The organism is Pustulibacterium marinum, assembly GCF_900116665.1.
Taxonomy (GTDB): Bacteria; Bacteroidota; Bacteroidia; order Flavobacteriales; family Flavobacteriaceae; genus Pustulibacterium; species Pustulibacterium marinum.
The window spans coordinates 225,096-238,904 of record NZ_FPBK01000003.1; the positions used below are offsets into that span (position 1 = coordinate 225,096).

Here is a 13,809-nt window from a genome sequence, read left to right on the forward strand (position 1 = left end):
TATTTTCAATAAAAAAATCCTCAACGATTGTTGAGGATTTTTTTATTTCATACCGTCTCAAAGTTAATTCCAATCTACACGCACTCCAAAATTCAACATATTTAAATCTACAGGATTGTTTTCAAAAACTGATGGAACACTGTATTTTGTAAATAGACTGATACTTTTATAACCTACATATACACTGGGTCCAAAATTCCAATTTGTAGAATTTAATCTCCCTTGAATACCTTCTCTAATGGTATTTCCGTTTTCTTTATATTTAACTCCTGCACCAGAACTCATTCTTAATCCAATGAATCCACCTAATCCAAAACGCCATGACTGCTGAGAATTTACGTAATGTTTTTTGGTATCTACACTGTATTTTGGTTTAGAAAAATCGAGTTCTAAATGTATTGGAATTTGTAAAAATCCTCTACTAAAAGTACTTTTCTTATAATTTATATCACTGTAAACCCAATTAGTCTCCTCTTCCATAACCTCAAGTTTGTAATGATTATTTTCAGTTTTTATAGCCTCCGAACTCAAAGAAACCCCAAATTTCAAGTTCCAAAGTGGTGATTCTTCCATAAGTCTATATTTAAAATCTATCCCTATTTCAGAATATCCAACACTTTCAAAATCTGTTGGATAGTAACCACCGCTTTCCTTTATAGCTCTAGTTCCGCCAAGCATCAAAACAAATTGATTGGTAAGTCTTTTTTCTCCTTTCAGATTATCAGCATCTTCAGTTTTCTTTTTATTCAGATAGTTGATAATCTCTTGTGGACTCTCCGCATCGTTTATGGTAGGTTTCAATTGTCCATTCGCTCTTTTTTGTACCAATTCTTTCAACTTTTGCTCTTGTTCGGCTATTTGTTCATTGATTTTGTTTGCCTGCAATTGAGCCAACCGCTTTTTCTCTTTATCCGCTTCAAAAGCCGTTAGCTCTTTATCTTTTAATTTTTGATCAATTGCCTTGATCTCTTCTTTTAAAGACTCTTTACCTGCTGTAGTAATGGAGTCAATTTTTGTAGCAATTTGTAATGCTTCTTCGGTGAATACAGCATCTTGGGCATTTACGCCAACGCAAATACAAAAAAATAATAGTGATAACAGTCCGTTTTTCATGATGATTGATTTTAAATTTAAGTACTACATTCCTACCTCAACTATTTGAATAGTAAGGGTTAAAAAAAATATTTATTGTGATTATTATTTATAATTCCTATTAGCCACGTTAGTTTTTAACTTCTTCAATCCCTTACCTATACGATGAAAAATAGCTCCATTTTCATCTTCAAAAAGTTCTTTTTCAGAATCGATTAACAAACTATCGCTTGACACATAAATAGTATTCTCATTTTCAAAATTAAACAATGAATCCTTCGATTTTTGACCACCTACCCAAGCTAATAAATCAGCTGCCTTAACATATTCTTTCATTGCAGAGTTTGGAGCATCTATCAAATAAACAGTATCAGCTTCCATAACCACTTCATTCCCAAGTATACCTTCTGCATCATTAACTTCTGGTAACTTCTTAATCACTGGAAACTCTATTTTTGATATAAACATCTCTTTTAACATAACTTGTGGACTATCCAGAACGACGGAAACAACCTTTTCTTCCTTGGATAACTGCTGAATTTGTCCTCTCTCAGTATTCTTTTTTACTTCTTTCTCTGGAGTTTGTACAAAAGCACCCTCATCTGTTGCACCTGAGTACTTGGTCTTTAAAATAGAAATACTGACCATTAAAAAAATCAAAATAGCCGCTGCAGACCACCATATTTTTTTATTACGCTTTCCACGCTCTTCATCCTTATCTAGGAGACTATTTAATCTAGTACGAGTTTCTAGTGATGGTGTTGCCTCTTTTTTCTGCTGAATCTCCTGGATTCTTTTTTCCCAATTATCTAGTTCCATTTTCATTTTCATTTATATGAGACAATTTACATTTCAACAACTTCTTTGCATGTGCCAATTGCGATTTTGAAGTTCCTACACTAACCTTTAACAAAACAGCTATTTCTTTATGTGAATAGCCTTCTACCACAAACAAATTAAAAACGGTTTTACAACCAACCGGCAATGCATTGATAGCTTGTTGTACTTCATCTTCTTCATTTGCAATAGTTATAAATTCATTTTGAAACGTATATTCTTCCAGCTCCACCACATCAAATTTGTTCTTTTGAACCCGCAAATACGAAATACACTCCCGTATCATAATTCTTCGTAACCAACCTTCAAAACTTCCGTACGGATCGTATTTTTTAAGGTTTGAAAGTGCTTTATGAAAAGCCACCAACATGGTATCTTCTGCAAAATGCTTGTCTCTGATGTATTGCTGACAAACACCTAACATTTTAGACGCATACATGTCATACAAAGCTAGCTGCGCTTTCCTGTCGGATTTCTTAGCCAGCTCAACCAATCTGTTGACATTCTGTGTCATAAAAATGCGTTTTGCCATAAAACTTCTTGCTTCTATCTATAAAAACGCTTTAAATTATAAAAAGGTTGGATGGGATTCGATTTTTTTTCTGAATTTAATTTGAAGCCATAAAAAAAGCGCGACTCGTAAGTCGCGCTTTTTGAAATATAATTTGAGCTAAGTATTATTTTACTTCTTCAAAATCTACATCTTGAACATCATCTCCTTGATTTGCATCGGCACCTGCTCCTGCTCCTCCAGTTGGGTCTTGACCAGCTCCGCCTGCAGCTCCCTGAGCTTCAGCTTGCGCTTTGTAGATTTCTTCTGATGCTGCTTTCCAAGCTTCGTTGATTTTATCTAAAGCTGGTTGAACAGTATCAACATCTTTAGTTTCGTAAGCTTTTTTCAACTCTTCTAAAGCACCTTCGATAGCTGATTTGTTACCTGCTGATAATTTATCTCCGAACTCGCTTAATTGCTTTTCAGTTTGGAAAATCATTCCATCAGCTTCGTTTAGCTTATCAATTTTTTCTTTCGCTTTTTTATCTGCTTCAGCATTTGCTTCCGCCTCTGCTTTCATTTTTTGGATTTCTTCTTCAGTCAATCCAGATGAAGCTTCGATACGAATGTTTTGCTCTTTGTTGGTTCCTTTATCTTTAGCAGAAACGTTGATGATACCGTTTGCATCAATATCAAAAGTTACTTCAATTTGAGGAACTCCTCTTGGTGCTGGCGGAATACCATCTAAGTGGAATCTACCAATAGTTTTATTATCTGCTGCCATTGGACGCTCACCTTGAATTACGTGAATTTCCACAGATGGCTGATTGTCTGCTGCTGTAGAGAATACCTGAGATTTCTTAGTAGGAATGGTAGTATTCGCTTCAATCAACTTAGTTAAAACACCTCCCATAGTTTCAATACCTAAAGAAAGTGGAGTAACGTCTAATAACAATACATCTTTAACATCTCCGGTTAATACACCACCTTGGATTCCTGCTCCAATAGCAACAACCTCATCAGGGTTTACTCCTTTACTTGGCGCTTTTCCGAAGAATTTTTCAACTGCCGCCTGAACTGCCGGGATACGAGTAGAACCACCAACTAAGATGATTTCATCGATATCGCTAGTTGATAAACCTGCGTTCTGTAATGCTTTTTTACAAGGAGCAATAGTTCTTTCTACTAAATCAGCAATTAACTGCTCAAATTTAGCTCTAGAAAGTGAACGTACTAAGTGTTTTGGTCCACTAGCTGTAGCGGTAATATATGGCAAGTTGATTTCTGTTTGGCTAGAAGAAGACAACTCAATTTTAGCTTTTTCAGCAGCTTCTTTTAAACGTTGCAATGCCATAGGATCTTTACGTAAATCCATATTTTCTTCAGCATTGAACTCATCTGCTAACCAGTTGATGATTTTCTCATCTACATCATCACCACCTAAGTGAGTATCACCATCTGTAGCCAATACTTCAAAAACTCCGTCACCTAATTCAAGGATAGAAACATCGTGCGTACCACCACCAAAGTCAAATACTACAATATTGTGATCTGATGCTTTTTTATCTAAACCATAAGCCAATGCTGCTGCAGTAGGCTCGTTAATGATACGCTGTACTTTAAGACCTGCAATTTCACCAGCTTCTTTAGTTGCCTGACGTTGCGCATCGTTAAAGTAAGCAGGAACTGTAATTACAGCTTCTGAAACCGTATCACCTAAATAATCTTCAGCTGTTTTCTTCATTTTTTGAAGAATCATAGCTGATAATTCTTGTGGAGTATACAAACGACCATCAATATCTACACGTGGTGTATCATTATCTCCTTTTACTACTTTATAAGGTACTCTATCTACTTCTTTTTGAGACTCAGAGAACTTGTCTCCCATAAAACGCTTGATAGAATAAATTGTTTTATGAGGATTGGTTACAGCCTGACGTTTTGCAGGATCACCTACTTTAATTTCACCACCTTCTACGAATGCAATTACAGATGGTGTTGTTCTTTTACCTTCTGCGTTAGGAATTACTACTGGCTCGTTACCTTCCATCACGGAAACACAAGAGTTTGTAGTACCTAAATCGATTCCAATTATCTTACCCATAATATTTGATATATTCTTTTGTGTTTGAAAATTCTTTTTTAAACTCGACAACAAATAGTCAATCTTTATGCCAACAGAATTTTACTGACAAGCTGTCACCGATGTGACATTCAGCATGTACAAACCGTCATTATATTTGCTACTTAGCGTCGTTTAAAAGCTTAAACACTGCCGAAAAATCTTCATCTGCCATACCTTTCTGCTTAGCCATTGCATACACTTCTTTGGCGGTATGCTTTTCCCTAGAAATTTCAATTTTATTCTATTGAAACAATGATGCAGAAATCTCAAATAAAACAGTATTCTAATTTAACAACTAAAAAATATCTTTATTTTTACGCACTTAAATTTTATCCCTCAGAAAATCACTTTACAACATCTAAAAATGATCATTACTAAGCTCTCTATTCTGATACCTGCATTTAATGAAGAAACCACAATTTTTGAGCTTTTAGAAAAAGTGATTCAAATTGAATTAAACAACAATATTCAAAAGGAAATTATTATAGTTGATGATTGTTCTACAGACAATACAAAAACAGCTATAGATCAATTTTGCCTAAAATATCCAAATGCAGATTGCCATTACTTTAAGCACGAGAAGAATATGGGGAAAGGAGCTGCGATCAGTACCGCTATTGCCAATACTTCCGGAGAATATTGCATTATACAAGATGCTGATCTTGAGTACGATCCTGAGGAATATAATGATATGCTAAAACCTGTTATTGCTGGTGTTGCAGATGTGGTATACGGATCTCGATTTAAAGGAAATAATCCTCATAGAATTCTATTTTTTTGGCATACTGTAGGAAATAAATTTTTGACTTTTCTTTCTAATATGTTTACAAATCTAAATTTAAGTGACATGGAGACTTGTTATAAAATGTTTAGAACTGATTTAATCAAAAACATAGATCTGAAAGAAAAAAGGTTTGGTCTGGAACCTGAAATAACTGCCAAAATTTCTAGAATCCCAAACGTTAGAATTTATGAAGTAGGTATTTCTTATTACGGAAGAACTTATGATGAAGGTAAAAAGATAAACTGGAAAGACGGAGTAAGAGCTATTTTTTGCATTTTAAAATATGGGGCATTGAAAAGGAACTAATCATGAAGCTAAAATCTATTTTACCACATTTAATTATTCTTTTAGCCGCTTTTGTCTACACATTCGTGATGTCCTCTTTTGGTGTTGGTATTTTTGCAGATTCAGTTTTCTTCTACCAAGCAGCAGACAATATTTTAAAACATAACGGAATTGTTGACTACGCCGGAAACTTAATTAATCACTGGCCACCATTATATGCCATTGTTTTAGCTTTAATCAAAAAGATAACGGGAGCCAACCTTAGCAATGCCGCATTTTACTTAAACATTATTTCCATAATAGGCAATGGATATTTATTTTGGCTAGTTTTAAAAACTCTTAAATTAAAAGAAAACACAATAATTCTAAGCCTATTCTCTTTACTTTTCTCTATTCCTTTTAGCACAACCTACACAATGTTTTTGAGCGAAACATTGTTTATCCCTTTATTTTTAGCAACGATGCTTTTCTTTTTAAAATGGATCAATGAGAAAAAACTCAAATTTCTAATCATAGCAGGTTGTTTTAGTGGTTTGTGCTTTTTAACCAGATATGCAACAGCAGGAATTGTTGCAGGAATAATGATTTATATTCTATTTTCTAAGCCACGAAAAAAATTACAAACGCTTTTCAACCTTGCATTCTATACAATTCCAATTATACTCTGTTACATGGTTTGGAACCTATATTGTTACAGTAAAATGGAAACGGGTAACGACAGAGATTTGGTTTTTCACATAATCGATTCACATAAAATATTTACAACCGTCAAAACCATCATCGCTTGGGGTATTGGAAGTTCCTATCAATTCGTTCTCATAGGTGTCATTGCCTTTGCCACATTGATAACTTTGAGTTTGCGAATTATTTATAAAACTAAAAATCAATTCGGAAATTATATTTCTTTCCATGAAAAGCATCTAAAATTTCTACTTACAAGCATTGTGGTATATTATAGTTTCATTGTTGGGGTTATCTGCTTGATTGATGCTTCAACCCCAATAGATCAACGTATTTTAATGCCTATGTATCTTTTTTCGGTACTAGTATTTGCTATCATCCTAAACTATGTTTTGAAAAAACATCATAGAACAAACTTTATAATCCCAATCTGCATCATCGCAATATCAATATTGTCTGGAGCTCCCAAACTTTTAAAATATTATCGGGAAGGATATGGATATACCGGAAAAACTTATGAAGGAATAACAATCCCTGATAATATCGATTTTAAAAATAAAGAAGTATACACAAACGATGTTGCATTTCTTATCTTTTCCAAAAGAATAATGCCTAAGCAAATTCCTATGAAAAGAGACCTTTACAACCTAACCGTAAACATGCTTTACAACCAACAATTAGACTCTATTCAGAATGAAATCAACAATAAAAAATCTGTAATTCTATTTTTTGACACACGCGAAGAATTGACGCCTCTATTTCCTACAAAAACAGAATTACAAGAATTATTCAATTCAGAACAAATAGAAAACAATCAGAATACTTTCGTTATCCAATAGAAACTACAGACTTATTTGCCTTGCAATAATTTAAACACTGCCGAAAAATCTTCGTCTGCCATACCATTTTGCTTAGCCATTGCATACACTTCTTTGGCGGTATTGGTCAATGGCGTTGCTTTATCCTGTTCAAAAGCGGTATCGGTAAATAGTTGTAAATCTTTTTGAAGATGCTTTAAAGGAAAGTTAGGCTCAAAATTTTCTTCTTCTATTCTACTACGGAAGGCTGTAAGAATTGGAGCCGAAACTGCTGAATTCAACAATACATCCATGGCTTTTGATTTTTCAATCCCTAATGACATTCCTAAAGAGAGTGATTCACAAAATGCCAACATACTTTGCCCCAGCATTTGGTTGATCATAATTTTCATGGCTGAACCTTTGCTATGTTCTCCTACATGAATGGTTTTACTTCCCATTTCATCTAAAAGCGGTTGCACTTTTGCTAAAGTTTCTTCTTTTCCACCCACAAGAAAAATGAGTTCACCTTTCTCTGCTGGAACTTTGGAGCCTGAAACTGGTGCATCTAAAAATTCAATTCCGCGAAGCGTAGCCAATTCGCTCAACATTTTACTAAACGAAGGATTCACGGTACTACAGTCTATCCAAATAGTTCCTTTTTTCATGTGGTGCATGAAACCATCTCTACCAACAGCTAATTTTTCAACTACAACCGGTTTTTCTAGCATTGTGATCACCACATCTACTTGCTGAACCAACTCATTTGGGTCGGCAATAAAAACAGCACCATTGGTAATTAAATCTGCTGCTTTACTTTCAGTTCTGTTATACACAAAAAGAGTATATCCTGCTTTTTGAAGGTTTGCAGCCATACGGCTACCCATTATTCCAAGTCCTATAAATCCAATTTTCATAACATCAAAAAATTTTGCTTGAAGTTACAAAAGGATTTTTGGCAATGTTGTGAAACTGACGTTAAGATGTTATTCTTTTTTCTGACTCTTTAACCACTCCATAAAAGCGTTGAACTCTTCTTGATGATTGGTAAACCATTCTTTTTCCTCATCATTTTTTGTATAGGATATAAAATGACAGAAAAATTCAAAGTGTTCAGAATCTTTCAACTTCTTGAAAAACGGCACATAATAATTCCAATAAACACCTGAATTCTCATCCTTTCTTAACTCAGATAAAACACTAAAAAAGGTATCAGTATTCTTCTGAAATTTTTCAATATCTGAAAGATCTTCATATTCTTCTGTATAGTTGGCAGCAACGGATAAACTCAATGTCATTTCCGCAGCCGAAAAGCTATTCACGTCATCCTTATCGTCTCCAAGGAATAAATTGATATTAATATTATTATCGTCCTTCTTACTTACATTTCCTTCCAACATTCGCATGAGAGACTTATATGCATTTTGTGAACGTTGAGAATCTGGTTCTAACATCAAAAAATAATAATAAGCCAAAAGCGCAGGAACCTTCTTCCCATTATTCTCGTTAATAATTCCTAGTAAATAGTGACTACTCCCATGAAAAGAATTTGAATTAATCGCATTAATAAAATTTTCTTCTGCCTTTTCTGTTTCAGATAATTTATAATAATCTATTGCCAGATTGAAATACAACAAATAATTACCTCCAGTTTCCTCGATCCCCTTCTCAAATACTTTGATAGACTTCTTGGTTTTTCCAAGCATATCCAAAGATGATCCTTTAATTACATATGAACTCAAATGATTATCCGTAGCATCAGACTTTAAAACAATATCGGTATGTTCAATTGCTTTATCATAATCTTTCATTTCAAAATAAGTCAATGCCATTTCATAATGCGCCGTTGGATTGTACTTATTAATATTCAATGCTTGTTCGTACTTCTGAATAGCCAATTCGTATTCTCCTTCGTCATGATATTTTATTCCTTGTTGAATTAATTGATTTGAATTTGTTTGTGAAAACCCTATTTGAAGCAGTAAAAATGTAATGAAGAAGAACCGTATATTTTTCATTTTTATGTATTTGATTGATCATAATGATTAAATATAAGAAAAAATAAACGCATAAAAACAAAACAGTTAGGAATAATAAAAAAAGAGCATCCGTTTTGGATGCTCTTTTTTTTAATATATATGAAGAAATCTTATTTTCTCTTGCTTTGCTGCTGTTGAGCTTCTTCCATCATGTTTTTAAGACGCTGTTGAAACTTGCTTTCCTTCTTAGGTTTCTTCTTGTTTTCCTGAATTTTAGCATGAATCTTTTCATCATCTACAATAAACTTCTTAATAGCCAACATGATAAAAATAGTAATTGTGTTTGATACAAAATAATACAAACTCAATCCACTTGCATATTTATTGAAGAACACCAACATCATTAATGGTGATAGATACAATATGAATTTCATATTTGGCATTCCTGGCTGTTGCTGTTGTTGCATGCTCTGTGCTGAAGTCATTTGCATATAAATGAAAATAGCAATAGAAGCTAATATTGGGAACAAACTCACGTGGCTACCATAGAAAGGAACATCAAACGGAAGTTTTAAGATCATATCATAGGATGATAAATCGTCTGCCCATAAGAAACTTTTTTGACGCAACACAAACGCTGTTGGGAAGAAAGTAAACAATGCATAGAACACTGGCATTTGCAAGAACGCAGGCAAACATCCGCTCATTGGGTTTACACCCGCTTTACGGTAAAGTGCCATAGTTTCTTGTTGCTTTTTCATTGGCTGATCTGCATACTTTTCATTGATTTCGTTCATTTCAGGACGTAGCACTTTCATTTTAGCCTGATTCATGTATTGTTTATACTGAACTGGAGAAAGTACTAATTTCACTAAAATTGTCAATGCGATAATAGCAAAACCAGCAGGTAAAAAGCTCATTAAAAAATTAAACACAGGAATAAACAACCACTTGTTTAACCAACCAAAAATACCCCAACCAAGTGGCATAGATTCGTCAATTCCAAAGTCTGAATATTCTTTTAAAACTTTATAATCTGTAGGCCCGTAATACATATGCATGTTATAATTCAACTCACCACCTTGCATTTTCAATGGCATAGTCGCAGCATATGATTTGGTGAATTTTACATCATCTCCTTCTTCTTTAGCTAAATTTACTGAAGAAATATTCGCTTTTTCAAAAGGAGTGTCAGTAACTAGTATAGAACTGAAAAAGTGTTGACGGAAAGATAACCAATCTACATTATTCACAGTTTCTTCATCATCACCAGATGGACTCAATTTTGAGATTTCATCATCTTCATGTTCGTAGGTTAAACGCGTATAACGGTTTTCATACGTAACACTCTTTGCATGACGCAATCCTTTTAAACTCCAATCTAAATTGATAGGAGAAGAAGAGATAATTGCCCCATTTAAACCTTGTGAACGAACTGTGAAGCTTACCATATAATCATTTGGCTTCAACTCATAACGGAATTCTAAATATTTATTAGCATCCGATTTCAACTTCATTGAAACTACATTGGCCTCTCCATTTTGAGTTTTTGAAGGTTCAAAATAAAGATCTTTTGTATTAAGTGTTCTATTATCTGAAGTAGTGAAATCAATACCAAAATTTGCATTTCCTTCTTTAATCAAATAAACAGGAACAGAATCAAATGTGTGAAATTCTTTTAAACGAGCTTCCACTATTTGACCACCTTTGTTGCTTATTTTTAAGTACAATTTTTGGTTTTCGATAACCGTGAAATCTTCTTTAGCAGAAGGTAATGTTGCTGAATAGGCAAATACTCCCAGTTTACTTTGATATGCTGCCATGGTAGTAGAATCGGCCAAATTCAAGGTTGTTTCTTCCTCTGGCTTTTCTACCTCTTTGGTAGCCGCATTTTCATCTACCAACTGCTCTTGTTGTCCCTTCTCGCCATCAATTTCATCTGGTCCCGGCTTGTTCATCCATAGCATCCATATAATGATACCAAAGATCAAAATAAACCCGATAATGGAGTTTTTGTCTAACTTCTTTTGTTCTTCCATTAGTTTGTTTTACTAAAAAATTATTACTAGTTCGGCTGTAAGTGAATTTTCGGCAGCTTACAGTCGCAAAAAAAGCACTTCATCAGTGCTTTTCCTATTTTACAAAAACATATCCAACTTGGATAATTATGCCAAACTGGCATCTGCTTTTAAAAGTTTATACGTCAAAGCTGCTTTTACAAATGCCACAAATAACGGATGTGGATTGGCAACTGTACTCTTATATTCTGGATGATATTGAACTCCAACAAACCAAGGATGTTCTGGATTTTCAACAATCTCTACCAAGCCAGTATCTGGATTAATACCCGTAGCTACTAAGCCAGCTTCCTCTAATTGTGTTTTAAAATCACTGTTGAATTCATATCTGTGACGGTGACGCTCTGAAATTTGAGATGTTCCGTACACTTCTTTAACAATGCTACCATCTTTCAAATCACATTTCCATGCTCCTAAACGCATGGTTCCGCCCATTTCTTCAAGATTCTTCTGATCTTCCATAATGCTAATCACAGGATATTTTGCATTAGGATTCATCTCGGTAGAGCTCGCTCCTTTTAGTCCAACAACATTTCTTGCAAATTCAATAACAGCCATTTGCATTCCTAAACAAATTCCGAAGAAAGGAATACTATGTTCTCTTGCGTATTGTACGGCTGCTATTTTTCCTTCAATTCCGCGCTCACCAAAACCTGGAGCTACAAGAATGGCATCTAAATGAGCTATTTTATCGTTGATGCATTCTTCAGTAATAAATTCTGAATGAATTGATTCTATGTTTACTTTCACTTCGTTGGCTGCGCCTGCATGAATGAAAGCTTCTAAAATAGATTTATACGAATCTTGTAACTCAACATATTTACCTACCAAACCGATAGTTACCGTATTCTTTGGATTCTTATGACGATCTAAGAATTGATTCCATTGCGTAAGATTTGGTTCTGCTTTGTCTGAAAGGTCTAATTTTTTCAACGCAACGGTGTCTAAACCTTCTTTCAACATTAAGTTTGGAACATCGTAAATAGTAGATGCATCAATAGATTGAATTACGGCTTCACGCTTTACGTTACAGAACAATGCTAGTTTATCTCTTAGATCATCTGAAAGTTCATGCTCTGTTCTACAAACCAAAATATCAGCCTTAATACCACTCTCCATTAAGGTTTTTACACTGTGTTGTGTAGGCTTTGTTTTCAATTCCCCTGCGGCAGCTAAAAATGGTACAAGTGTCAAGTGAATTACAATAGCGTTGTCTTCTCCTAATTCCCATAACAACTGACGAACAGATTCTATATAAGGTAATGATTCTATATCACCAACGGTACCTCCAATTTCGGTAATTACAATATCATAGTCTCCCGTTTTACCAAGCAACTGCATACGCTCTTTGATCTCATTAGTAATATGAGGAACTACCTGAACTGTTTTCCCTAGAAATTCTCCTTTTCTTTCTTTTTCTATAACACTTTGATATACTCTACCAGTAGTTACATTGTTTGCTTGAGAAGTATTTACATTTAAAAAACGTTCATAATGACCCAAATCCAAATCGGTTTCTGCACCATCATCGGTTACATAACATTCTCCATGCTCGTATGGATTCAATGTACCTGGATCCACATTGATATAAGGATCAAATTTTTGAATTGTTGCTTTATAACCGCGTGCCTGAAGTAGTTTTGCTAAAGATGCTGCAATGATTCCTTTTCCTAAAGAAGACGTTACACCACCGGTAACAAAGATGTATTTGGTTGCTGCCATTTACGATAAAAATATTTTGTTGTGTTGTTGAAAAAGTCGCGCCAAAAGTACAACTATCATCATCAAAAAACAATATTAAAATCTGAATTTATGGAAGGTTCTTTTAGAAATATAATCAACTGATTATAAATAATTTTGTAATTATTTAGAAGGCTTTGGGTAATTATCTTTTATTTTTCTTACGAGTGATTCTAACTCATTTAATTTTATCTCATACATGCTTTGCATTTGCATTCCCAATTTGCCCGTGGGAAAACCTTTTTGTTTGAACCAAACGTAATAGGGTTCGGGAATATCTACCAAATAATAATCTTTGTACTTACCAAATGGCATTTTTGCATGAGCAAGCTCCAACAACGCATTAGGATCTAACTGCATTTTCTATTTATAAGAGTTTAATTGAAGAAGTTCTTTGTTAATTTTCTTTTGCCAAGAAAGTTGTGCCTTTTTATTCATTGAGTAATTTGCACTTGCATCATATGCAGTTTGTAAACTATCTAAAGATTTATTCATTTGATTGTAAATGGTTTTTACCTCAGCTTTTACATTTTTACTAAACTTAGTCTCAGCAATTCGCTTTCTGAATTTACGCGCCATTAATTCCGTAATATCAAAATGTAATTGCTCATGTGCTAAAATGTGGTCATCAGCAAATTCTGGTTTAAACCAAGATTCTGTAGGATAAAAGAAAGCAGAAACTTTACAATTTACTACCACAATTTCATTCTTGGAAATAGATGCTGATAAATCGTAAGACAAACCGGAGGCAGTTACAGCAGCGGCATCAGTAGACAGGTCTGGAACTCCTTGAAAATCTTTCCAACTAAGACGTTGATATCCGTTCCAAACTATGGCTTCTTCCCTACGACTATCTTTGGTCGTGAAAGCCAGTAACAAAAAACAACTAATGTAAAATACTAACTTTAATTTCAAATT

The 13,809-nt window shown here is 34.1% G+C and carries 12 protein-coding genes; 2 read left to right on the forward strand and 10 right to left on the reverse strand.

What is annotated here, in order from left to right; translation table 11 throughout:
- Positions 1 to 63 precede the first annotated feature (63 nt).
- The 4 genes from BM383_RS07080 to dnaK form a co-directional block, all read right to left on the reverse strand.
- Positions 64 to 1,113 (reverse strand): hypothetical protein, encoded by a 1,050-nt coding sequence (locus BM383_RS07080; protein WP_093024419.1) that lies wholly within the window; start codon positions 1,111 to 1,113, stop codon positions 64 to 66.
- A gap of 84 nt (positions 1,114 to 1,197) precedes the next feature.
- A complete protein-coding gene (locus BM383_RS07085; RefSeq protein WP_143106357.1) occupies positions 1,198 to 1,911 on the reverse strand; it encodes a hypothetical protein in 714 nt (237 codons plus the stop codon).
- Positions 1,898 to 2,443 (reverse strand): RNA polymerase sigma factor, encoded by a 546-nt coding sequence (locus tag BM383_RS07090; RefSeq protein WP_093024472.1) that lies wholly within the window; start codon positions 2,441 to 2,443, stop codon positions 1,898 to 1,900. Before BM383_RS07090 ends, BM383_RS07085 begins: the two co-directional genes overlap by 14 nt.
- A gap of 163 nt (positions 2,444 to 2,606) precedes the next feature.
- Positions 2,607 to 4,526 carry a molecular chaperone DnaK gene (gene dnaK, locus BM383_RS07095; protein ID WP_093024421.1) on the reverse strand — a complete coding sequence of 640 codons (1,920 nt, stop codon included), beginning with the start codon at positions 4,524 to 4,526 and terminating at the stop codon, positions 2,607 to 2,609.
- A 385-nt stretch (positions 4,527 to 4,911) separates the two neighbouring features.
- Here dnaK and BM383_RS07100 point away from each other — a divergent pair, with 385 nt between their 5' ends.
- Positions 4,912 to 5,637, forward strand: coding sequence for a glycosyltransferase family 2 protein (locus BM383_RS07100; RefSeq protein WP_093024422.1), 726 nt, complete (start codon positions 4,912 to 4,914; stop codon positions 5,635 to 5,637).
- A gap of 2 nt (positions 5,638 to 5,639) precedes the next feature.
- On the forward strand, positions 5,640 to 7,136 hold the full coding sequence (locus BM383_RS07105; RefSeq protein WP_093024423.1) for a glycosyltransferase family 39 protein: 1,497 nt from the start codon (positions 5,640 to 5,642) through the stop codon (positions 7,134 to 7,136).
- A gap of 11 nt (positions 7,137 to 7,147) precedes the next feature.
- Here BM383_RS07105 and BM383_RS07110 read toward each other — a convergent pair whose 3' ends face one another.
- The 6 genes from BM383_RS07110 to BM383_RS07135 all read right to left on the reverse strand — a co-directional run bounded on the left by BM383_RS07110 (position 7,148) and on the right by BM383_RS07135 (position 13,806).
- Complete coding sequence (locus tag BM383_RS07110) at positions 7,148 to 8,011, reverse strand: NAD(P)-dependent oxidoreductase (RefSeq protein ID WP_093024424.1); 864 nt, start codon at positions 8,009 to 8,011, stop codon at positions 7,148 to 7,150.
- 69 nt (positions 8,012 to 8,080) lie between these two features.
- Positions 8,081 to 9,112, reverse strand: coding sequence for a tetratricopeptide repeat protein (locus BM383_RS07115; RefSeq protein ID WP_093024425.1), 1,032 nt, complete (start codon positions 9,110 to 9,112; stop codon positions 8,081 to 8,083).
- A 131-nt stretch (positions 9,113 to 9,243) separates the two neighbouring features.
- Positions 9,244 to 11,112, reverse strand: coding sequence for a membrane protein insertase YidC (gene yidC / locus BM383_RS07120; protein WP_093024426.1), 1,869 nt, complete (start codon positions 11,110 to 11,112; stop codon positions 9,244 to 9,246).
- 126 nt (positions 11,113 to 11,238) lie between these two features.
- Positions 11,239 to 12,873, reverse strand: coding sequence for a CTP synthase (locus tag BM383_RS07125; RefSeq protein WP_093024427.1), 1,635 nt, complete (start codon positions 12,871 to 12,873; stop codon positions 11,239 to 11,241).
- 141 nt (positions 12,874 to 13,014) lie between these two features.
- Entirely contained in the window at positions 13,015 to 13,251 is a 237-nt protein-coding gene (locus tag BM383_RS07130) for a DUF3820 family protein (protein ID WP_093024428.1), read from the reverse strand.
- Positions 13,252 to 13,254: 3 nt separating this feature from the next.
- Positions 13,255 to 13,806: a DUF922 domain-containing protein gene (locus tag BM383_RS07135; protein ID WP_245766545.1), complete on the reverse strand. Its 552-nt coding sequence runs from the start codon at positions 13,804 to 13,806 to the stop codon at positions 13,255 to 13,257.
- Positions 13,807 to 13,809 lie beyond the last annotated feature (3 nt).

What these genes read in the sequence shown, in the direction of transcription:
- BM383_RS07105 (WP_093024423.1), top strand. Translation starts at nt 5,640, where the DNA reads ATGAAGCTAAAATCTATTTTACCACATTTAATTATTCTTTTAGCCGCT.
- BM383_RS07085 (WP_143106357.1), bottom strand. Translation starts at nt 1,911, where the DNA reads ATGGAACTAGATAATTGGGAAAAAAGAATCCAGGAGATTCAGCAGAAA.
- BM383_RS07115 (WP_093024425.1), bottom strand. Translation starts at nt 9,112, where the DNA reads ATGAAAAATATACGGTTCTTCTTCATTACATTTTTACTGCTTCAAATA.
- BM383_RS07130 (WP_093024428.1), bottom strand. Translation starts at nt 13,251, where the DNA reads ATGCAGTTAGATCCTAATGCGTTGTTGGAGCTTGCTCATGCAAAAATG.
- BM383_RS07090 (WP_093024472.1), bottom strand. Translation starts at nt 2,443, where the DNA reads ATGACACAGAATGTCAACAGATTGGTTGAGCTGGCTAAGAAATCCGAC.
- BM383_RS07100 (WP_093024422.1), top strand. Translation starts at nt 4,912, where the DNA reads ATGATCATTACTAAGCTCTCTATTCTGATACCTGCATTTAATGAAGAA.
- BM383_RS07110 (WP_093024424.1), bottom strand. Translation starts at nt 8,011, where the DNA reads ATGAAAATTGGATTTATAGGACTTGGAATAATGGGTAGCCGTATGGCT.
- BM383_RS07125 (WP_093024427.1), bottom strand. Translation starts at nt 12,873, where the DNA reads ATGGCAGCAACCAAATACATCTTTGTTACCGGTGGTGTAACGTCTTCT.
- dnaK (WP_093024421.1), bottom strand. Translation starts at nt 4,526, where the DNA reads ATGGGTAAGATAATTGGAATCGATTTAGGTACTACAAACTCTTGTGTT.
- yidC (WP_093024426.1), bottom strand. Translation starts at nt 11,112, where the DNA reads ATGGAAGAACAAAAGAAGTTAGACAAAAACTCCATTATCGGGTTTATT.
- BM383_RS07080 (WP_093024419.1), bottom strand. Translation starts at nt 1,113, where the DNA reads ATGAAAAACGGACTGTTATCACTATTATTTTTTTGTATTTGCGTTGGC.